Annotated in this window: 15 protein-coding genes and 2 pseudogenes; 7 read left to right on the top strand and 10 right to left on the bottom strand. The window is 39.0% G+C overall.

Going from position 1 to position 20,384, the window contains the following annotated elements; genetic code table 11:
* The first annotated feature begins 43 nt into the window (after positions 1-43).
* Together gpmI and EXE10_RS02710 are read left to right on the top strand one after the other, a co-directional pair.
* Complete coding sequence (gene gpmI, locus EXE10_RS02715; RefSeq protein WP_130112266.1) at positions 44-1,591, top strand: 2,3-bisphosphoglycerate-independent phosphoglycerate mutase; 1,548 nt, start codon at positions 44-46, stop codon at positions 1,589-1,591.
* A 25-nt stretch (positions 1,592-1,616) separates the two neighbouring features.
* Complete coding sequence (locus tag EXE10_RS02710; RefSeq protein ID WP_087552260.1) at positions 1,617-2,786, top strand: S41 family peptidase; 1,170 nt, start codon at positions 1,617-1,619, stop codon at positions 2,784-2,786.
* A 59-nt stretch (positions 2,787-2,845) separates the two neighbouring features.
* Here EXE10_RS02710 and EXE10_RS02705 read toward each other — a convergent pair whose 3' ends face one another.
* The 3 genes from EXE10_RS02705 to EXE10_RS02695 are packed head-to-tail and all read right to left on the bottom strand — an operon-like array spanning position 2,846 to position 6,533.
* Entirely contained in the window at positions 2,846-4,264 is a 1,419-nt protein-coding gene (locus tag EXE10_RS02705; RefSeq protein ID WP_087552261.1) for a sigma-54-dependent transcriptional regulator, read from the bottom strand.
* A 27-nt stretch (positions 4,265-4,291) separates the two neighbouring features.
* Positions 4,292-5,860 carry a sensor histidine kinase gene (locus EXE10_RS02700; RefSeq protein ID WP_087552262.1) on the bottom strand — a complete coding sequence of 523 codons (1,569 nt, stop codon included), beginning with the start codon at positions 5,858-5,860 and terminating at the stop codon, positions 4,292-4,294.
* 37 nt (positions 5,861-5,897) lie between these two features.
* Complete coding sequence (locus EXE10_RS02695) at positions 5,898-6,533, bottom strand: response regulator (protein WP_068973873.1); 636 nt, start codon at positions 6,531-6,533, stop codon at positions 5,898-5,900.
* 233 nt (positions 6,534-6,766) lie between these two features.
* Between EXE10_RS02695 and pbpG the strand changes: the two genes are divergently transcribed.
* On the top strand, positions 6,767-7,822 hold the full coding sequence (gene pbpG / locus EXE10_RS02690) for a D-alanyl-D-alanine endopeptidase PBP7/8 (protein WP_068973872.1): 1,056 nt from the start codon (positions 6,767-6,769) through the stop codon (positions 7,820-7,822).
* A gap of 340 nt (positions 7,823-8,162) precedes the next feature.
* Here pbpG and thrC read toward each other — a convergent pair whose 3' ends face one another.
* The 4 genes from thrC to xerD form a co-directional block, all read right to left on the bottom strand.
* Complete coding sequence (gene thrC / locus EXE10_RS02685; protein ID WP_130112265.1) at positions 8,163-9,302, bottom strand: threonine synthase; 1,140 nt, start codon at positions 9,300-9,302, stop codon at positions 8,163-8,165.
* A gap of 58 nt (positions 9,303-9,360) precedes the next feature.
* Positions 9,361-10,665: a homoserine dehydrogenase gene (locus EXE10_RS02680; RefSeq protein ID WP_130112264.1), complete on the bottom strand. Its 1,305-nt coding sequence runs from the start codon at positions 10,663-10,665 to the stop codon at positions 9,361-9,363.
* Positions 10,666-10,811: 146 nt separating this feature from the next.
* The gene (locus EXE10_RS02675; RefSeq protein WP_130112263.1) at positions 10,812-11,624 is read right to left on the bottom strand and encodes a DsbC family protein; all 813 of its coding nucleotides are present in this window, start codon (positions 11,622-11,624) and stop codon (positions 10,812-10,814) included.
* A gap of 148 nt (positions 11,625-11,772) precedes the next feature.
* On the bottom strand, positions 11,773-12,690 hold the full coding sequence (gene xerD / locus EXE10_RS02670) for a site-specific tyrosine recombinase XerD (RefSeq protein ID WP_130112262.1): 918 nt from the start codon (positions 12,688-12,690) through the stop codon (positions 11,773-11,775).
* 167 nt (positions 12,691-12,857) lie between these two features.
* Between xerD and EXE10_RS02665 the strand changes: the two genes are divergently transcribed.
* Genes EXE10_RS02665 through EXE10_RS02655 form a run of 3 tightly spaced genes read left to right on the top strand, consistent with a single transcriptional unit; the run spans position 12,858 to position 15,288 of the window.
* Positions 12,858-13,127 (top strand): FeoA family protein, encoded by a 270-nt coding sequence (locus EXE10_RS02665; protein ID WP_162994989.1) that lies wholly within the window; start codon positions 12,858-12,860, stop codon positions 13,125-13,127.
* Positions 13,124-14,986 (top strand): ferrous iron transporter B, encoded by a 1,863-nt coding sequence (gene feoB, locus EXE10_RS02660; RefSeq protein ID WP_130112261.1) that lies wholly within the window; start codon positions 13,124-13,126, stop codon positions 14,984-14,986. The genes EXE10_RS02665 and feoB overlap by 4 nt, the downstream gene beginning before the upstream one ends.
* A 50-nt stretch (positions 14,987-15,036) precedes the next feature.
* Positions 15,037-15,288 carry a DUF6587 family protein gene (locus tag EXE10_RS02655; RefSeq protein ID WP_068973866.1) on the top strand — a complete coding sequence of 84 codons (252 nt, stop codon included), beginning with the start codon at positions 15,037-15,039 and terminating at the stop codon, positions 15,286-15,288.
* A 316-nt stretch (positions 15,289-15,604) separates the two neighbouring features.
* Here the strand turns inward: EXE10_RS02655 and EXE10_RS02650 are convergent, their stop codons facing one another.
* Entirely contained in the window at positions 15,605-17,407 is a 1,803-nt protein-coding gene (locus EXE10_RS02650) for an ABC transporter ATP-binding protein (RefSeq protein ID WP_130112260.1), read from the bottom strand.
* Between the two features lie 212 nt (positions 17,408-17,619).
* On the opposite strand from EXE10_RS02650, the pseudogene EXE10_RS02645 reads away from it, so the two are divergent.
* Positions 17,620-18,249: pseudogene (locus EXE10_RS02645) on the top strand (alpha-ketoglutarate-dependent dioxygenase AlkB family protein).
* A gap of 117 nt (positions 18,250-18,366) precedes the next feature.
* Here EXE10_RS02645 and EXE10_RS02640 read toward each other — a convergent pair.
* Positions 18,367-18,957 (bottom strand): annotated as a pseudogene (locus EXE10_RS02640) (NAD(P)H-dependent oxidoreductase); the annotation flags it as partial.
* Positions 18,958-19,271: 314 nt separating this feature from the next.
* The gene (locus EXE10_RS02635) at positions 19,272-20,060 is read right to left on the bottom strand and encodes an IclR family transcriptional regulator (protein WP_068973861.1); all 789 of its coding nucleotides are present in this window, start codon (positions 20,058-20,060) and stop codon (positions 19,272-19,274) included.
* Between the last annotated feature and the right edge of the window lie 324 nt (positions 20,061-20,384).

Here is a 20,384-nt window from a genome sequence, read left to right as displayed (position 1 = left end):
TAAGATATGATGATTAATTTGTAAACAGAAAAGAGTGTAAATCATGACGGATGCAACTGCTGGCAAAATCCCTCACGTTCTAGTGATTATGGACGGTGTGGGTCATCGTGAAGCGGTCGAGGATAATGCATTTTTAGCAGCAAAAACGCCAAATCTAACCATGATGCAAGACAAGCATCCGCATAGTTTAATTTCTGGCTCTGGTGAAGACGTTGGTCTACCTGATGGGCAAATGGGGAACTCAGAAGTGGGTCACATGAATCTCGGTGCAGGTCGTGTGTTGTATCAAGACTTTACCCGCATCACCAAAGATATCCGTGATGGTGCTTTTTTTGAACATGAAGTTTTGGTTGATGCTGTAGAAAAAGCAAAAGCTGCCAATGGTGCAGTGCATATCATGGGTTTATTGTCACAAGGTGGCGTACATTCTCATGAAGATCATATTGTTGCGATGTGTGAATTGGCACTCAAACGTGGTGCAAAAGTGTATTTACATGCTTTCCTTGATGGTCGTGATACGCCACCACGTAGCGCGAAATCTTCTTTAGAAAAGCTGGATGCTTTATTTGCTCAATATCCAAATCAAGGTCGTATTGCGACCATGATTGGTCGTTACTTTGCGATGGATCGTGACAACCGTTGGGATCGTGTAGAGCAAGCCTATCGTTTGATGACTGAAGGTGAAGCTGTACGTGTGGTGAATTCTGCGGTTGAAGGCTTGGAACAAGCCTATGAAGCCAATGAAAATGATGAGTTTGTCAAAGCAACGCGTGTTGGTGAGATTGCTAAAGTTGCTGATGGCGACAGCATTGTGTTTATGAATTTCCGTGCTGACCGTGCCCGTGAAATTACCAAAGCATTTGTGGAAAAAGACTTTGCCAATTTTGAGCGTAAAGTTGTGCCAAATCTGTCTAAATTTGTGATGTTAACACGTTATCAAGCAACCATTGATGCACCTGTGGCGTATATGCCTGAAGAGCTTAAAAACTCAATTGGTGAATATTTATCTTCGCTTGGTAAAACCCAATTGCGTATTGCTGAAACTGAAAAATATGCGCATGTGACGTTCTTCTTCAGTGGTGGTCGTGAAGATGAATATCCAGGTGAAAAACGTATTTTGATTCCATCACCAAAAGTCGCAACCTATGATTTACAACCTGAAATGAGTGCGCCTGAAGTGACTGATCAATTGGTTGCTGCGGTGAATTCAGGTGAATATGATTTACTTGTGGTGAACTATGCTAATGGTGATATGGTTGGGCATACGGGCGTATTTGATGCTGCGGTGAAAGCAGTTGAAGCTGTTGACCTGAGCCTTGGGCGTTTGTATGAAGCAGTGATGGCAAAACATGGTCATATGTTGATTACTGCTGATCATGGTAATGTAGAACAAATGCAAGACTATGTCAGTGGTCAAGTCCATACTCAACATACCACTGAACTCGTGCCATTTATTTATGTAGGTCCAACATCAGCAACGATTGCAGAAGGTGGTGTATTGGCAGATGTGGCGCCAACATTGCTCCATCTTATGAATATCCCTGCACCGAAAGAAATGCAAGGTCGCAATTTGATTACCTTGAAATCGTAGTAATTATTTAAAATTAGGTGAGTGAATGGCTCGAGCTTGGACATATATTGCTGTATTAGCAGGATTATTGACCTGTGGAAGTCATTCTCTTTGGGCGGCAGAAAATGCTGCCCCACTTGACTTTGATGATGTAGAACAGAGCATTGCCGAAGTTCCAATCGAATCGATTGAACAGTTTGTGCAGATTTATGGCATTGTCAAAGATAATTATGTACAAGAAAAACCAGATGATGTTTTATTCCTACAAGCAATCAAAGGCTTAGTCGGTGGTTTAGATCGTTATTCACGTTATTTAAGCCCTGAAGAATATAAACAGTTGATGCAATATACGGAAAGTGATCTTGCAACAGCCGATTTTGAACTCAGTTTTGACAGCCATTTCCATCAATGGAAAATCAAGAATTTGAGAGACAATTTAGATTCAAACAAGTTGGGTTTGAAGAATGGTTTTACAGTATTTAAAATTGAAAACCAAGAATTAAAGAATTTAAATGCTACACAAGTACAAGATTTATTACATGGTTCAATTGGTTCTACATTTCAATTGCAACTCAACGAGAAAAGCCCAGCGATCTCAATTGTGCGAAATCGAAAACTTGAAGTTGCAGATATTGAACCAATCATGTTGCACAACCAAGTTCTAGTACTAAAAGTAAAAGTATTTCAACAAGATACTGCTAATGAAATTAAGCGTTTAATTGAAGAATATGGTACGCAACGAGTTAAAGCAGTACTTTTGGATTTGCGAAACAATCCTGGTGGTTTGCTTTCAGCCGCTGTTGAAACAGCAGATTTATTTTTAAGCCAAGGGACGATTGTTTCAACAAAAAGTCGTTCCGAAGGAAATCAACAATTCCAAGCTTTACCGGGGGATGAATTTATCCATACCAAACTCGGTGTTTTGATCAATGGTCGTTCTGCTTCTGCGGCAGAAGTGTTTACAGCTGCCATGAAAGAGCATCAACGTGCATGGGTGGTTGGTGAAAAAAGTTATGGCAAAGGCGTAGTACAAAAACTTTTCCCATTGCCAAATGGTGCGGCACTTCAAATGACCGTCTCGCATTATTATACGCCGAACGGCAATATGATTGATGGGCAGGGTATTCGCCCTAATTTGGAATATGCATGGACATTGGATCAAAAAGAAGATACGTATTTAAACAATGTTGCGGAGTTACTTCTAAAACATCGTTGATCATTTCGAATTTAAAAAGCTGAGAATGTTCTCAGCTTTTTTCACTTCAAAACTTGAGATTATTCATCATCGTCATCTGTATCTAATCCAAACTTTTTCAGACGATAGCGTAAAGAACGAAAGGTCATACCGAGTTTTTTAGCAGCTAAAGTTCGGTTCCAATGGGTTTGATTCAAAGCGGAGAGCAAGACTTCTTTTTCTACCTTTTCCAAATATTGTTCTAAACCTTCTTCAGGAATTGGTTGATTTTTATCAGCCAGTTCAACAGGAGCAGTTTTTGTAACGATGGGGTCAAATGATTCAGGTTTTATCTGTCCGCGTGGTGGGGCTGCTTGTAAATGTTGAGTATCGATATATTCTTCATCACTCATAGTGATAGCTTTTTCAATAATGTTGCGTAATTCACGAACATTGCCTGAATAGTATTGCACCAAAAGAAAAGATTTCGCTTCTTCAGTTAAGTGTTTTGTTGAGATCTTCCATTCAGTACAAATTTGCTGAATAAAATAACTCGCTAGAATGAGAATGTCGCGGTCACGGTCACGCAATGGTGGGAGTAAGATGTCCATGACATGAATTCTGAAAAATAAATCATGACGGAATTTACCTTGTTCAACCAAAGCCTCAATGTCTTGATGACTGGCACTGATAATACGAAAATCTACTTCAATTTCTGAATCACTGCCCAATGGACGAATTTTTTTCTCTTGAACTGCACGGAGTAATTTAGCTTGCATGGCTAAAGAAAGTTCAGCAATTTCATCTAAGAATAAAGTTCCACCATTGGCCGCTTGAATCAGCCCTTGTTTGTCCGAGATTGCGCCAGAAAAGCACCCTTTTTTATGACCAAACAGCTCACTTTCCATCAACTCTTCAGAAATTGCACCGCAATTGATGGCGATGAATGGACTATCGCTACGATTGCTGAGTTGATGAATTAGATTCGCAACGACTTCTTTACCTGTTCCAGATTCACCTGTGATAAAAACAGGCGCTTGTGAACGTGCTACTTTTTTTATGGTTTCTCTAAGCTTACGAATGACTTGTGAATCGCCGATCAGCATTGATTCTTCAAGCGGAATATCTGTAACAACTTCTGGTAACTGTGGGACGTGTAGTGCTTTTTGTAATAGCTGTTGTAAGTGAGTTTGGTTAATCGGTTTACTAACAAAGTCAAAAGCACCTGCTTTTAACGATGCAATGGCAATTTCCATATTGCCATAAGCTGTAAGTACTGCAATAGGGGTGTTAGGATAATGTTGTGAAACATGTTTAACCAGTTCTAAACCACTTCCATCAGGGAGGTTTAAATCTGTAATACAGGCATCGTATTTATATTCACTAAAGAAGTATTTGGCTTGTTGTAAATGATGTGCCATATGGGTTTTGATCCCCATACGTGACAGGCTCATTTGCATGAGCATACATAAATCTTGTTCATCATCGACCAATAAAACTAGTGGTTGTCGTGCAGTCATAACCCCAATATTTCCCCAAAAAACAATTTAATCTATGAGCGGGCATTCAATCCGGAAACATGCCCCTTGTTGTTTTTGCTCTATATACATTAATTTCGCTTGATTTGCTTCGCAGATCGTTTGCGATAGGTATAATCCTAAACCAGTTCCAGTAATTTCGGTACTATAAAATGGTGTAAATAATTTAGAAATATTTTGTTCTGTGACGCCATCCCCATAATCAATCACATCGATACAGACGTGAGATTGAGTATGGTATGCCTGTATTAAAATGAATTCAGCATGCTCATCATTATGACGTAACGCATTTCGAATCAAATTAATCAAAACTTGCCGTAGTTGCAGATCGTCAAAGTAAACACGAGTTTCAGCTTCGATTTCGACTTTAATTTTCTCTTGAGCATCATTTAAGTCGCTTGCTAATAAGTCATGGATAAATTCAGATAGATTTATTCTTCTGGCATCGACCTTTTTATTTTTTGCCATATCCAATGTATCTTTAATGATGGCATTGATACGTACCGCTTGTTTGCTAATCATCTGATGAAGCAGTGTTTGTTGCTCAGGATCACTACCTAAATAGAGCTCATTGGCTTGGACGATTGCCGCCAAGGGATTACGAATTTCATGTGCAATACTGGCAGAAAGTTGCCCGAGTGAGGCAAGTTTGAGTTGTTGTACTTTTTGATTGATGCGTTGAGCATCTTCGAGGACTAAAAGCGTGAGGGCTTGATGAGGAACAACCAGTTTTTGAATACGAATATCGACTGTATAGGTAGATTGATGTGATTCAAACTGGAAACGTTCTTCATCACGAATCATTGCGTCTTTTAAGATTTCATATAAATCAGATTGAAACTCCGATAAATAATATTGTTCGTAGGCATAAAGTGGTGAAATACCCAAAAGTTGACAAGCTGCTGGATTGCTCACGACGATTTTGAATTTATCATCGATCACAACATAGCCTACTTCGATTTGTTCTAAAATATAGCGGTTAATGTTTTGTAATTTAAATAATTCTAAGGATTGGTAAGTATTAAGCGACTCTAAAACCTGAAAGCGTTTAATGGCGATTTGCCCGATGCCATAAACAATAAAAAATAGAAATGCCAATAAAGCACTATTACTAATATTATTTAAATTAGAAAAATCAAAAAAACTACCGAGAAACTGCTGATAAATAATTGCAATCACGGAGATGAGCGTAATAAATAAGGCTTGATTTTTACTGAGCAAAAAATTTGCAGAGAAGATGGTAATCACAAATAAAATACTAATCGAAAGATTAGGGCCGCTTAATGCAAAAACCAGAAGACTCAGAAAAGGAACATCGATGATAAAAAAGCCGATGAATTGCTTACTGATTCCATGTGGAAAGAATCTGAGAAGCATCATTTGTAAGGCTGAGATAACAGTAAATGCTGCAATCGAATAAAAATATAAACTTGGATAAAGGTAATGAGTTTGCTGATTTTCCAGTGAAATTAAAAAAATAACAATCAGGCAGAATGCGATGACCACACGGTAGACTGAATACAGTGAGCCTAGTCGGTAAATGGTTTGATAAATCGGGACAGATACCTTAGGCGCCATAGGTGTACTCAGTTACGTATTTTGTATTTCTTGTCAGTTATGGTTTGATCAAACCATAACGAATTGCGAGGTGGGTTAATTTAACGTCGCTATCAATTCCGAGTTTTTCAAAGATACGATAACGATAAGTATTGACTGTTTTGACACTCACGAAAAGTTTGTCTGAAATTTCTTGTGCGCTGACACAATTCACAACCATCATGGCAACTTGCATTTCACGTTCAGACAGTGCATCAAAAGGTGAGGTTTGTGTATCTGAAAGATATGAACTGGCTAGTTGTTCAGCAATATCCGCACTGAAGTATTTACCACCTTGCATGACCTTTTTAATCGCTCGAACCATTTCCGTAATGGGTGCACCTTTGGTGATATAGCCACGTGCGCCTGCCTTTAAGAGCAAGGAGGGGTAAGGTTCCTCAGCCAAACCACTGACTGCTAGAACTTTGGTATCTGGTGCAGTTTGTAATAAACGGCGGGTTGTTTCAACACCACCGATTCCGGGCATATTTACATCTAATAAAACGACGTTAGGATGTTGTTGTCTAACGATGGTGATGGCTTCTTCGCCTGATTCTGCTTGCCCAATGACTTGAATATCGATTTGATCTTCTAACATTCTGCAGATGCCTGTTCTTACTAATTCATGGTCATCTACCACTAAAACAGTAATCACTTACACCTCCTTTTCATTCTAAATATCAATATTTTTGTTACATAAAGCAAAAAATACTTGCAAAGACATAACAAAATTGGCAATGCTATTCCTAATATCCATTCAATATTTATGCACAATACATTGTGATTGAAATATTTGTTTTAATATAGTCACGATTGAGTGTAAATGTAAGTCATATTTGAGGTAATTAGCAAGTTTGTGAATACCTCCCAAAGGATGAGTAAGTTATCGTGAAAAAATCAAAAAAAACGTTAATGCATGTGCTGAGTTTGTCAGTGCTACTCAGTATGAGTTCAACTGGTTTTGCTGAAATCATTATGAATTCAACGGGAGGAAGCGGACAAGCGAGTGTGAGTTGGTCGTCTTCAGATGCTAGTCAGTTACTGAATGGGGATTCTGTTGATGATGATGGTGAAGATATTTCACCTAAAGGTTCAACAACTTATACCACAACTTTGCGCACTTCAAATACAGCACCTGTAACTTTGAATAATAGATCTGCACAGATTTATGATACCAATAACTATAGCAGTCAGCCATCTGTCAATGCTCGTGCTGCTTTGGTGATGGATGCAAATACAGGTGAAGTGCTATACAGTAAAAATACCAATATGGCATTACCTATTGCTTCGATTACCAAGCTTATGACAGCGGTGATTACGGCAGATGCTCGTTTGAATATGTCTGAAGACATCACATTGCAACAAATTGATTTTGCTGGTGCTGGGGGGAAGAACTCAAGTTCTACACTAAAAGCAGGTGACACGATGAATCGTGCAGAAATGCTTTTGGTGGCTTTGATGAAATCTGAGAATCCTGCGGCGGCGGCTTTAGCACGTACTTATCCAGGTGGTCGACAGGCTTTTATTGCTGCAATGAATAGTAAAGCACGTCAATTGGGCATGAACTCAACACACTATGTCGAGTCTACTGGTTTAGATCCTCGTAATATATCTTCTGCGCGCGATCTTGGGATTTTAGTCAGTGCATCATCCCAATATGGCTTAATTCGTCAATTCTCGACTACAGCGCATTATGACTTCAATTTAGGTTACCGTGTATTGAAATCAAACAATACTAATGCACTGGTGCGTAATGGTGGTTGGAATATTAATATTTCAAAAACAGGTTATATTAACGAAGCAGGGCGCTGTGTTGTGATGCATACGACAGTGAATAGTCGTCCAGCTGTAGTGGTGTTATTGGGTGCAAGTACGTCTCAAGCACGTACTAACGATGCAACCAATCTTTTAAACTGGGTGAGCCATTTACCAAAACGTATTTAAGTTATTTTTTAAGTATGATTTTATTTTAAAGTTAACTTTTTAGTGAATCGCCTCTTAAGTTTAAAGGGGCGTTTTTTTATGTATTAAGTTTTGTATTGATAAGTTTTATATTTAAATTCGAGCGATAAAAAAACCTGCAATTGGTAATGCAAGCCTGTTAAGAATTCTTTAAATCCTCCCCAACCCTCCTTTTTCAAAGGAGGGAGCTTTCCATTACTAAAATTGTTTTAGTTCCGGTAAGTTCCCCTCTTTTTTAAAGAGGGGTTAGGGGAGATTTTTAAATATTTTATTTAACGGATCAACATTACTGCACTTGGCAGGTTTTTGAATGATTTAAATCTTACATATTTGAAAGAATAGAATCACGAACTTGATTGAGTTCAGCATCGATCGACAACATAACAGCATCTGCACATTGTTTGATTGCAGTATCAGGGTCTTTCAAGCCGTTACCTGTTACGGTACATACGATCACAGAACCTTCAGCAATTTTACCTGCTTTAATATCACGGATTGCACCACCAATAGATGCAGCAGAAGCAGGTTCAACAAATACGCCTTCATACATCGAAAGCATACGTTGTGCTTCTAAAATTTCAGCATCAGTCAATTCATCAAACCAACCGTTTGAATCACGAACAACAGCTTTGGCATGGTTAAAGCTTTGTGGATTACCGATACGGATTGCAGTTGCAACAGTTTCAGGATTTTCTACAGGACCACCACGTAAGAATGGTGCAGCACCAGAAGCTTGGTAACCGACCATGATTGGGCGACCCGCTGGTTTTTGACCCGTGAAAGCATCCGCTTCTGCATCATAAACCACTTGGTCTTTTTCAAAGCTGAAATTTTCAGTTAAAGCTTCGGTATAGCCCATCCAGTGTGCAGTGATGTTACCTGCGTTACCCACAGGCAAGCAGTGATAATCAGGTGCACGACCCAAAGCATCTACGATTTCGTAAGCAATGGTTTTCTGACCTTGCAAACGGTAAGGGTTGATTGAGTTTACAATCGTTACAGGTGCTTGATCAGCCACTTCTTTGACAAGACGCATACCATCATCGAAGTTACCATGAATTTGTAAAGTCACAGCGCCGTACATCATTGACTGCGCCATTTTACCCATGGCAATTTTGCCTTCTGGGATTAAAACAAACGCTTTGATGCCTGCACGTGCAGCATAAGCCGCAGCAGCAGCAGAAGTATTCCCTGTAGATGCACAGATAATCGCTTTTGAGCCTTCTTCAACTGCTTTTGTTACAGCCATGGTCATACCACGGTCTTTAAATGAACCAGTTGGGTTTAAACCTTCGTACTTCACATAAATTTCAACGTTTTCACCAATAAGACGTGGAATATTGTCTAATTTAATGAGCGGGGTATTCCCTTCATTTAAAGAAATAGCACGTGTAGTTTTAGATACTGGTAAGCGGTCACGATAGCGATCAACAAGTCCTGTATAGCGATTGGCAGTAGACATGATGGTGTTCCAAATTTATGAGTGGAGCTGGTGAGGAGTTCATCACTCCCCAACCCGATTAGTTATCAAGCAATTCTAAACGAATTCGTACGATTTCGCCATGAATAGTCGGTAAAGCTTGAATTTGAGAAAGTACGTTATTCATCACTGATTCTTGGATTGGATCAGTCAAAATCACAATCGGAATCAAATCTTTTAGACGTGGCTGTTGCATGATGGCATCAATACCGATACCCGCACGGCTTAAAATCGTTGTTACATCTGCAAGTACGCCAGTCTGGTCTTCGGCATTGATACGGATATAGTAGCCAGTGGTCATTTCTTCGCTAGGCAAAATTGGCAAATCTGACAGTGCTTCAAACGCCAATTGTGGAATCGTACCAGAACCATCTTCGGTATAAATGATGTCACGAACAATATCCACCACATCAGCAACGACAGCAGAAGCAGTAGGACCCGCGCCGGCACCTGCGCCATAGTACAATGTTGGACCAACAGCATTGGCTTGTACGAGGACAGCATTTTTCACACCATTAACATTGGCAATGAGTTCTTCAGCAGGAATTAAAGTTGGATGTACACGTAATTCGATGCCTTTCGCAGAACGACGCGCGATACCCAAGTGTTTGATGTTATAGCCAAGTTCTTCAGCATATTTGACATCTTGAGCAGTCACTTTGGTAATACCTTCGGTATACACTTTGTCAAATTGCAGTGGAATACCAAATGCACATGAAGCAAGAATCGTGAGCTTATGTGCAGCATCAATCCCTTCAACATCAAAGGTTGGATCAGCTTCGGCATAGCCAAGTTCTTGCGCTTCTTTGAGGACATCGTCAAAAGCACGACCTTTTTCACTCATTTCTGTGAGGATAAAGTTACCTGTACCGTTGATGATTCCAGCAAGCCATTCGATTTTATTGGCAGCCAAACCTTCACGGATGACCTTGATAATTGGAATGCCGCCCGCAACCGCAGCTTCATAAGCGATCTGTACATGATGATCATCAGCAGCTTTGAACAGTTCATTACCATGTTCAGCAAGTAGTGCTTTGTTGGCAGTCACGACTTGTTTGCCATGTTTAATGGCTTCCATAATCACTTCATAAGCTGGGTGAATCCCACCCATGACTTCTACAACGACATCAACATCAGGCTGACGAACAATATCAAGAAGATCGGCGCTTTGTTTCACGCTGTCTGGTAAATTTAAATCAGGACGTGGACGACGAGTACCCACATGGGTAATTTGAATTTCACGACCGGTGCGACGTCTAATTTCAGCAGCGTTTTCTTGTAGTAGTTTAAGGGCACCACCGCCTACGGTTCCAAGACCGAGTATTGCCAGACGAACTGGTTTCACGTCACACTCCAATTATGCATATAAATTTTAATAAGCTTAGATCATAGCTAAAAAATGCGCCAGACTCTAGAGCCTGACGCATCTTTATGTTCAGCAGAAAACAATAATTATTTATATATAAATTATTGTAAATTTACTGATAAAAATTATTTATTTAAACGGCTTTCAATTTCATCTGCAGTCATATATGCACCAATATGTTCACCCTCTGCATTGTAAATTGCAGGTGTACCATTCACGCCCATTTTCAAGCCAAGTTCATACTGGGCACGCACAGGATTTTGACATGTTGCAGGTGGAAGTTGCGCGCCTGTAATCGCCTGATCAAATGCGGTTTGACGATTTGGGCTACACCAAACACTTTCCATCGCAGGCATAAATTGTTCACCACGTGGCCATGCAATATAACGAACTTCGATGCCTTTGGCATTAATCTCAGGAATATGTTCATGTAATTTATGACAATATGGACAACTTGCATCAGTAAAGACGTAGATCACGTGTTTGGTTTTGCCTTTAGCGGGGTAGATCAATAAATCTTCAGTTTTTAATTGTGATAAATGCTTTTTATTTTCAGCAGCTTGTAGTGAATCACCAATGCTACTGAGTTCTTTACCGCCTAAACGGATGACATCACCTTGGATTAAGAATTTCCCATCAGCCGTTGCATAAACTGATGACATACCTTCCATGCTGATCCAATACAGATTTGGCATCTCAGTAGGCTTTGCATCTAAAATCTTGGCTTTAACACCCGCTTTCTGAAAATTGGCTTGTAAGGTTTGAATGAGTTTTTGCTTGGTATCACGATCAGTTAAATTTGAAGCTTCACCAGTGGCAGGCGCAGTTGCAGTCAAGGTGTCATCTTTTTTAGAGTCTTGGTTTTTTGAGCAAGCACTCACGGAGATAGAGCCTGCAATGAGGCAAGCGAGCATCAATTTTGAACGATTTAATAGCATAAAATAACTCTTTGTGTTTTTTTACGTGGTTTTAACAAACCCGTTTTGAGGAAAATAGCATAGCAAAATTTTTATTGTTGTACGTTAAAACTTGATTAAGGGATGTAAATTGACGATATACAACCCTATTTTCATATTTTATAAAATACTAAGCCCTTGGATGATATTTTTCATGTAGTTGTTGCATACGAACTTGAGCGACATGGGTGTAAATCTGTGTTGTTGATAGATCACTATGTCCCAATAACATCTGCACCACACGTAAATCTGCACCATGGTTTAATAAATGAGTGGCAAAGGCGTGGCGCATGGTATGTGGTGAAAGTTCTGCTTGAATCCCTGCCTGTAGCGCATAGCGCTTAATCGCATACCAAAAATTTTGCCGACTCATGATGCCACCATGCTGAGTAAGGAAAAGATAATCAGTCACTGATTTATAGAGCTGTGGACGAGATTCTACTAAATATTTTTCAACCCATTCACACGCAACCTCACCTAAAGGAACCAGTCGCTCTTTATTGCCTTTCCCTGTGATTCTTAAATAACCTTGTTTGAGGTTAATCAAATCCAGTCTGAGATTTAACAATTCAGAAACACGTAAGCCACATGCATAAAGTACTTCAAACATAGCTCGGTCACGTAAACCGAGCGCGGTGCTGACATCGGGCGCTTGGATTAGTGCTTCTACATCTTGTTCAGATAAATCTTTAGGCAATGCACGTCCAAGTTTTGGCGTTTTATGGGCTGCAACAGGATTGTCCAAACGGATTTTTTGTTCACGTAAAAATTTAAAAAAAGCTCTAAGTGCGGACAATGAACGAGCAATCGAACGCGGGCTTTTACCTTGTTTAGTCAATTCAATCAAAACGTCTGAAATATCGTCATGCGTCCAATCGGGCAGGTAGGCTGTTACACATTCACTACATTGAATTAAGTCGGATAAATAGGCATTTCTTGTATGCGGACTGACCGTTTGCGCAATTAAGTAGTCACGAAATCCCTGTAAAAAGCTTAAATTTTCAGGAATGGTTACCGCAGTGGGGGTACGTGGTTTCTTATTGAGCATAGCTTTGGTCAAGAGAATTAGAGATTTATTGTGGAAATGTAGACTAAAAAAAAAGATAAGTCGAACGCTGTTTGGAAATGAGAATTGGAATCAAACCTTATTTGGTAATTATTCTCATTTGTATGTATAATAAACTGAATATCGTATTAATTTCAGGGTTAATCGCAGTGCGTTTGTCAGACTTAAAAGTAAAGCAAACTGCCATTATCAGCAAGGTCAATCGTACCGTTTCTGATAATGTCAATCAGCCAGATTTAGTGGCGAGTCGTTTGGAAACACTAGGTTTTGTGCCTGGCACGCAAGTACAAGTGATCACGAAAGGTATTTTCGGTGGAGATCCTATTTTAATTCAAATCGGTTTTACTCGTTTTGCTTTACGTAAGGTTGAAGCAGCACGTATTGAAATTCAAGAAGTTGTGCAAGGAGCGGCTGTATGAGCGAAACATTAAGAGTCGCTTTGGTCGGGAATCCGAACTGCGGTAAAACTTCACTTTTCAACCATTTAACAGGAACACGTCAAAAAGTTGCTAACTATGCAGGTGTGACGGTTGAACGAAAAGTGGGTGCATTTACTTTACCTTCTTCACGTGCTGTACGTGTACTCGATTTGCCAGGAACGTATAGTTTAAATGCGACCAGTCCTGATGAAGAAATTACCCGTGATGTGATTTTAGGTAAAATTGCAGATGAGCAAGAACAAGATGCTTTTCTGTGTGTGGTTGATGCAACCAACTTAAAATTGCACTTGGGTTTAGTTCTTGAAGTGATTGAACAAGGCAAGCCGATTCTACTTGTACTCAACATGATGGATGAAGCACGTCGTCGTGGCATGCAAATCAATACTGAAAAACTGTCACAACGTTTAGGCATCCCAGTGGTTGAAACAGTTGCCGTGCGTAATGCGGGTATTGAAAACCTCATGGCAGCTTTGGATCAAGAAAAATTCCGTACACCTGATGTGGCACTGAGTGATGTGATCTTGACGGGTTCAAATCATGACAAAGTCGATCAAATCCTAAGAGATGTGGTGATTTTTGTTGATCATGAAGATAAGCGTACGGATTTTCTTGATAAAATTTTCTTGCATCCTGTATTAGGCTTAGCAAGTTTAGCATTGATGATGTTTGTGGTATTCCAAGCGGTGTTTGCTTGGGCAGAACCGATCATGACTTTGATTGAAGATGGATTTGCTTGGTTAGGTGAGTTTGTCGGTCAATTTATTTCTGCACCCTTACTGAATAGTCTTGTTGTTGACGGTGTGATTGCAGGGGCGGGTGGTGTTGTGGTGTTCTTGCCACAGATTTTGATCTTATTCTTCTTCATTCTCGTTTTAGAAGAATCAGGTTATCTACCTCGTGCAGCATTCCTCTTAGATAAGCTGATGTTTAAAGCAGGCTTAAGTGGTCGTTCATTTATTCCTTTGCTTTCAAGTTTTGCTTGCGCCGTACCGGGGATTATGGCGACACGTAGTATTAGTGATCCACGAGATCGTTTAACCACGATTTTTGTTGCACCTTTGATGACGTGTTCAGCGCGTTTACCTGTGTATGCATTGTTAATTGCGGCCTTTATTCCGTCACAAACGGTTTGGGGGATTTTCAATTTACAAGGCTTGGTACTTTTCGCACTTTATATGTCAGGGATCGTGAGTGCCTTGATCGTGGCAACCGTGTTGAAGTTCTTCCAAAAGGATAAGTCTGAACATGCGTTGTTAATGGAGCTTCCAAGCTATCGTATTCCTGATGTGAAAAGCGTGTGGATTGGTTTGCTTGACCGTGCCAAGATCTTCTTAAAGCGTGTGGGTGGCATCATCTTCGCTTTATCTATTTTGCTCTGGTTCTTGTGTACTTTCCCACAACCACCTGAAGGTGGAACTTTACCTGCAATCGACTATTCATTTGCAGGGATGTTAGGACATTTGATGCAACCAATTTTTGCACCACTTGGCTTTAACTGGCAGATTTGTATTGCATTGATTCCTGCAATGGCAGCACGTGAAGTCTTAGTGGCATCATTGGGTGTGGTCTATGCGTTGTCTGCAACAGATGAAGATGCAGTGACACAAGGTTTATCACAATTGATCAGCCAAGGTGATTTGAGTTGGTCATTGGCGACAGGTTTATCATTATTGGTTTGGTTTATCTATGCACCGCATTGTTTGGCGACTCTTGCAACAGTGAAACGTGAAACAGGTTCATGGAAAACAGTGGCAGGTATGACAGCTTATCTATTTGGCTTGGCTTATTTGATGGCGTTCTTTACTTATCAAATTGCATCACATTACTTTGGCGCTTAGATTTTATCGTATCGCGTTCAAAGTCTTGGACAATCAGCGAGGAGTTTGAAATGGTTGAATTATTGATTATTACAGCATTGGTGATTTGGAGTGCAATCTTCGTATTTAAGAAAGTATTTCCCAAGTCAGCGTATTCGGTGTTTTCTAAGCTTGCTCAATTTTGCCGATCAAAAGGTTGGAATGGGTTAGCAAAATGGATTCAACCTGCCATGGTTGCAGGCTGTGGCGGTGGTTGCGGTTGTTCAACCAGTGACGCACCTACACAAAAGAAAGTTGAAGTCCAAGCGGTAAAGTGGAAATAACAAGGTCATTTATAAATTTCAAATGAAAAGCCATTCTGACAATAGAATGGCTTTTTTATTTCTAATAGAGTCCTTGTGAAAGTTAATTTTGACAAGATCTGAATTAATATTGAATGTTCCCTCTTCTTTCAGGATGAAAAACATTGTTTTGTAAGAGGGAGAGGTTTTTATTTAAAAGCCCTCATCCTCTTGGGAGGTTACCTCCTCATCCCAAAGGGAGAAGGGACTCCCAATATTGTTTTGGATATGTTGTGACTCTAAAATCTGAGCATTTCTGACTTACGCAAGAGGTCTAAAATAATAGATACGTAAACAATCAGCTATGTGTTTCTTCCTCTGCATCATCTTCAAAAGTTTTGGCAATTTTTTCAATATTTAAGCTCTTCGCCATCGCATCAAAAATCTCTTTATACGTTCCTTCTTGATGATAAAGTTGATGATGTTCGCCATGTTCTACAATGTGTCCATCTTTCATTACATAGGTATAATCCGCATCAATAATTTGCGACAAACTATGTGAAATCATAATCACGGTACGCCCTTGTTTGATCTCATCCAAACTCTGTTTGATTTGTTCCGTCGCAATCGCGTCTAAACTTGCAGTTGGCTCATCTAAAAAGATAATCGGAGGATTCTTCAAGAACATACGTGCGAGCGCAATGCGTTGTTGTTGTCCGCCCGATAATAAAAGTGCATCGGCTTCATAAGCATGTGGAAGCTTTAAAATTTGCTCATGAATAGATGCTTTTTTTGCAGCTTGAATCACTTCTTCGTTACTGGCATCAGTTTTACCATAACGAATATTTTCTAAAATAGAACCTTGGAAAATATGATTTTTCTGTAGCACTAAGCCAATATTTTCACGTAAATAATGCGTATCAATTTGTTCGAGATCAATGCCATCAAGCTTGATGTAACCCGAGTTTGGTGAATAGAACTTATCGAGTAAACTGATCAGCGTTGATTTTCCTGCACCAGACAGCCCAACCAATGCTGTGATTTTATTCGGTTGAATGGTCATATTGATGCCATGTAGAGCTTGATGACCATTTGGATAGGTAAAATTAACATTTTCCAGTTCAAATTTGCCATGTAAGGCAGGCTTGTTTGAACCACTTTTTTCTATTTCATTATCGGCTTCTAAAATATTAAAGAAGCTTTCTGAATAGATCATCGCTGAGTTAATTTCATCATAAATTCGATGTAGCGAGCGAATTGGCGCAGACACGTTATTAAATAACAACACATGATACATGATCATCCCGATACTCATTTTACCAGCAAGGACAAAATAAGCGGTGAGAATGATGATCAGGACAACACCCACTTGCTCAATAAAGGTTTTTAAACCATCAAAGATGTAACTGGTTTTACGTGTCTGCATCTGATTTTCAGTCAGAGACTTTTGTAAATTCAGTTGTTTGGTTGATTCTACAGCTTCTTTGTTAAATGATTTAATCACCGTAATCGAGTTGATAATACTCAGAATTCCTTGATTCTTTTTTTCAAAATTATCGCGCAGAGCACGACGTTTACCTGAGAGTTTTTGTGATTGCTTATAGGTCAGCCAGAAGTAGATTGGAACAATAATTGTGGCGACCAAACCGACCCAAAAATTGGCATAGTACATTAACCCAAGCGCAATAATTGCACTGGTAAATAACGGTAAAATATCAATAAAAAAGATTTGCACCAATCGTGTCAAAGAACTCACACCACGATCAATACGGGTTTGTAATTTACCTGCTTGGTTGTTTTGTTGATCAAAAAAAGCTAAACGATAAGTAATAAATTTTTCAATAATGCCTTGTGATAAATCTTGTGAAATTAAAATTCTGAGTCGTTCACCAAAGGATTTTTGTCCAAACTGTACAATGGCATTGATGATTTCTTTACCCAATAATACGGCTGTAATGGTGATGAGAATATGCCAACCTTGCGTTAAACCTTGTCCTGTTTGGAGCAATTCATTGATACTGTCTACGGCATATTTCAGTGTCAGCGCATTGACCTGCGCGGTGAGAGAACCGATTAAAGTCAATACGAGTGTGATGATGACGAGCCATCGGTATGGTCGTACAAATGGACGTAATTTTTGAAAGAGTTGCCATAAATTCATAGACAGTTGTTTTTATTGGGAAGCTTAATTGCAGTCTACGGCTGAATTTTTTTTGTCACAAGTCTGTGAATTGTTTTGAATTGTCACAAATGGGAATGTACATAGATTTTTTCATTTTGTTGCGAATATATTTAGATTCATCATTGTTTCAATGCGCGAAATCCATCATGTTAGGTGTCCGATTAAAATCATTGTGATTGGTATTTGAAGCCATGAATCTGGAACTTTTTGAGCCACAGCAAAATGATAATTTGCTACCCAGTGATGGGGTCGTGAAAGACTATGGCTTAATTTTAGATGATGGGCAAAGCCAAAAGTATTTAAACTATTTTCTTCAGCATTTGGCTTGGCAACAGGATGAAGTCTATTTGCATGGTCAATATTTTCAAACTGAACGAAAAGTGGTTTGATACGGTGATGAGAATTATCAATATCATTATTCAGGAATGGCGAAACAGGCACATGTGTGGAATCCTGCATTATTCAGATTAAAACAGCATATCGAAAGGTTGACAGGGCATTCTTATAATTCTTGTTTGGCAAATTTGTATGAAAATGGCACGCAAGGTGTCGGTTAGCATAGTGATGATGAACCATCATTGGTTTCACCTGAGCATGAGGTGGTGATTACTTCTTTGAGTTTGGGTGCAACTCGAAAGTTTAGTTTTAAGCATAAATGGAAAGCTGAAAAAGTCGATTTGTTATTGCAAAGTGGTCAGTTGATTGTGATGCAAGGGCAGACGCAGCGTTATTGGAAGCATATGTTGGCGAAATCCACACGAATTTTTGAGCCTCGTGTGAATTTAACTTTTCGTTATTTTTATTCAAATACATCGAAATAGAGAGTTAGCAATTTTCATAAGATTCATTGTGACGGAGTCTTATAGGTTTTGTTCATATATTAGGACTAACCACTGCGTCTTGCGCTTTGTTAAAGCAATGCTTTAATTTGCTCAGGTTCGAGCGTCATTTGAAATATAAGGGACATGATAGGCAACAAAAGGTGGAAGTACTTCAAAGCCAGCATACGCTAAAGTTCCACGTTGAATGGGTAAAAGCAGGTCTTTAATCGAACCATGAATCGCATGATCTCCAAACATGTGTTCACGTCCACCGAGGGTAAAACTGAGCATGGCTTTTTTACCGACCATCCCACCATGATTATAAAAACGTTTGCCACCATAGAAAATGCCTGAAACAAAGACGCGATCAATCCAGCCTTTTAACATTGCAGGCATAGATGTCCAATACATTGGAAAATTGAGAATCACCAAATCAGCACGTTGGACTTTTTCGACTTCTGCTTGAATATCTGCTGACAGAGTTTGTTCTTTTGATGCATGACGTTGTTCTAAAGCATAGTTTAAATATTCAGGATTGCCACGACTATGAAAGTCTGCTTTGGATGCCACAGGATTAAAATCCATTTCATAAAGATCAGATACTTCAACGTGGTGACCTAAGTCTTTTAAGACTTGAATTGCATGATCTTTTAGCGCTGTGGTAAATGATTGCGGTTCAGGATGTGCGTGTACAATGAGGATATTCATAATTTTCTCTAATTCCATCTCAACTTTTTGTTGTTCAATTTTTACAGTGTTTTTTGATTATTCATAAATCAGTATGCTTCGCCAATTACCTTAAGCATTATTTTTATGGCTGAAAAGTACATTCAATTGTAAAAGTATTGGAGATAAAAAAGCCCATGCAAATGGTGGCATAGGCTTTCTTACTCTGAGGAAACATTGTTTTCGTAAAAACAATGCTTATATCATGGAATACTGAAGAACATAATCATATTATGAGAATATTTGAACTTAATCAAGTGGTAAAAATATTACAAAATATTAAATTATCAATGTGTTTAAGGTTGCAGTTCAGTCAGTTGGTCATTTGCAGATAAGGCTTGATAACGTTTTTCAATCTGTGATGCTGAATCTTGAAGTGTTTCGATCAGCTTTTGGAGGTTTAAAAATTCAAAACGGTTTTTTGAAGCAAGTACGGTCAATGCCATCGGTGCTTCTTTACTTGAAAATTTGATTGGAATAGAAAGCCCAGAAACATTAGGATCTAATTCTCCTTGTGAAAAATAGTAACCTTGTTTCTTGATTTTCTTCATTTTATTGACAAAGGTTTCTTCGTTTTCAGCAAAGCCAGCTTCTGCCAATTGTGTTGCAAATTGAGTGTAATATTCATGAATTTTCTGCTTTGGCAGATGTGCCATGATGACTTTAGGTGAAGAACCCATAAACACAGGGCGAGGGCAGCCACGACCATACGAGAGTAGGGTTTCATCACGGTACACTTCATGATGTATGTCGATACAATAGTCATCATTCAAATGGGTCAGCAAACAGCATAACTCTGTGCGGTTTGAAATTTCCTGCATAAAAGGCTTACTGATTTGAACCAAAGGATCAGTTGTTCTGGAAATATAATCCATAACTGCAATTTTAGGTCCAAGTGTGTAATCACCTGAAGTGCCATTTAAGCGTTGCAAAATATCGGCTGAAACTAATTCTTTCAGATAGCGATAGCTGGTTGGTTTTGATAAGCCAAGTTCTTCACAAATCACATCAACATTAATTACAGGGCGAGACACCGAAAATAAATCCAATACGGTGAGAATTTTGCCAAAACTTGAAAGTGCCATTGATGACCTACTCAATTAGTGAGAATCAAAAAATAAAAAATTAATGTTACGTTATAACAAATTGTCCGGAAAAAAACAGCCAAATTTGCATTGTAAATGCAAATGATTCTACATTTTTCAATTTGGTGTGGTTTTTGAGAAAATTACACCATAGGGTGATGCTTATTTGAAATATATTATATTAAATTATCAAAATAAGATATTGATATTGACTTTTAGGTGGTTTTTTGAAAAAATTAGCAATATGAATATCCAATGATGAAAGTTAAACTTTGAGAAAAGCTTAGAATTTCAGCATAAATTGAGTCATTCTCTACTCAAACG

It is taken from the genome of Acinetobacter sp. WCHAc060033, from assembly GCF_004209125.1.
Classification (GTDB): domain Bacteria; phylum Pseudomonadota; class Gammaproteobacteria; order Pseudomonadales; family Moraxellaceae; genus Acinetobacter; species Acinetobacter wuhouensis.
The sequence above is the reverse complement of the archived record's forward strand: the minus strand, read 5'-3'. Positions and strand labels throughout refer to the sequence as shown.

What these genes read in the sequence shown, in the direction of transcription:
- gpmI (WP_130112266.1), top strand. Translation starts at nt 44, where the DNA reads ATGACGGATGCAACTGCTGGCAAAATCCCTCACGTTCTAGTGATTATG.
- EXE10_RS02710 (WP_087552260.1), top strand. Translation starts at nt 1,617, where the DNA reads ATGGCTCGAGCTTGGACATATATTGCTGTATTAGCAGGATTATTGACC.
- EXE10_RS02705 (WP_087552261.1), bottom strand. Translation starts at nt 4,264, where the DNA reads ATGACTGCACGACAACCACTAGTTTTATTGGTCGATGATGAACAAGAT.
- EXE10_RS02700 (WP_087552262.1), bottom strand. Translation starts at nt 5,860, where the DNA reads ATGGCGCCTAAGGTATCTGTCCCGATTTATCAAACCATTTACCGACTA.
- thrC (WP_130112265.1), bottom strand. Translation starts at nt 9,302, where the DNA reads ATGTCTACTGCCAATCGCTATACAGGACTTGTTGATCGCTATCGTGAC.
- EXE10_RS02675 (WP_130112263.1), bottom strand. Translation starts at nt 11,624, where the DNA reads ATGCTATTAAATCGTTCAAAATTGATGCTCGCTTGCCTCATTGCAGGC.
- xerD (WP_130112262.1), bottom strand. Translation starts at nt 12,690, where the DNA reads ATGCTCAATAAGAAACCACGTACCCCCACTGCGGTAACCATTCCTGAA.
- feoB (WP_130112261.1), top strand. Translation starts at nt 13,124, where the DNA reads ATGAGCGAAACATTAAGAGTCGCTTTGGTCGGGAATCCGAACTGCGGT.
- EXE10_RS02655 (WP_068973866.1), top strand. Translation starts at nt 15,037, where the DNA reads ATGGTTGAATTATTGATTATTACAGCATTGGTGATTTGGAGTGCAATC.
- EXE10_RS02650 (WP_130112260.1), bottom strand. Translation starts at nt 17,407, where the DNA reads ATGAATTTATGGCAACTCTTTCAAAAATTACGTCCATTTGTACGACCA.
- EXE10_RS02635 (WP_068973861.1), bottom strand. Translation starts at nt 20,060, where the DNA reads ATGGCACTTTCAAGTTTTGGCAAAATTCTCACCGTATTGGATTTATTT.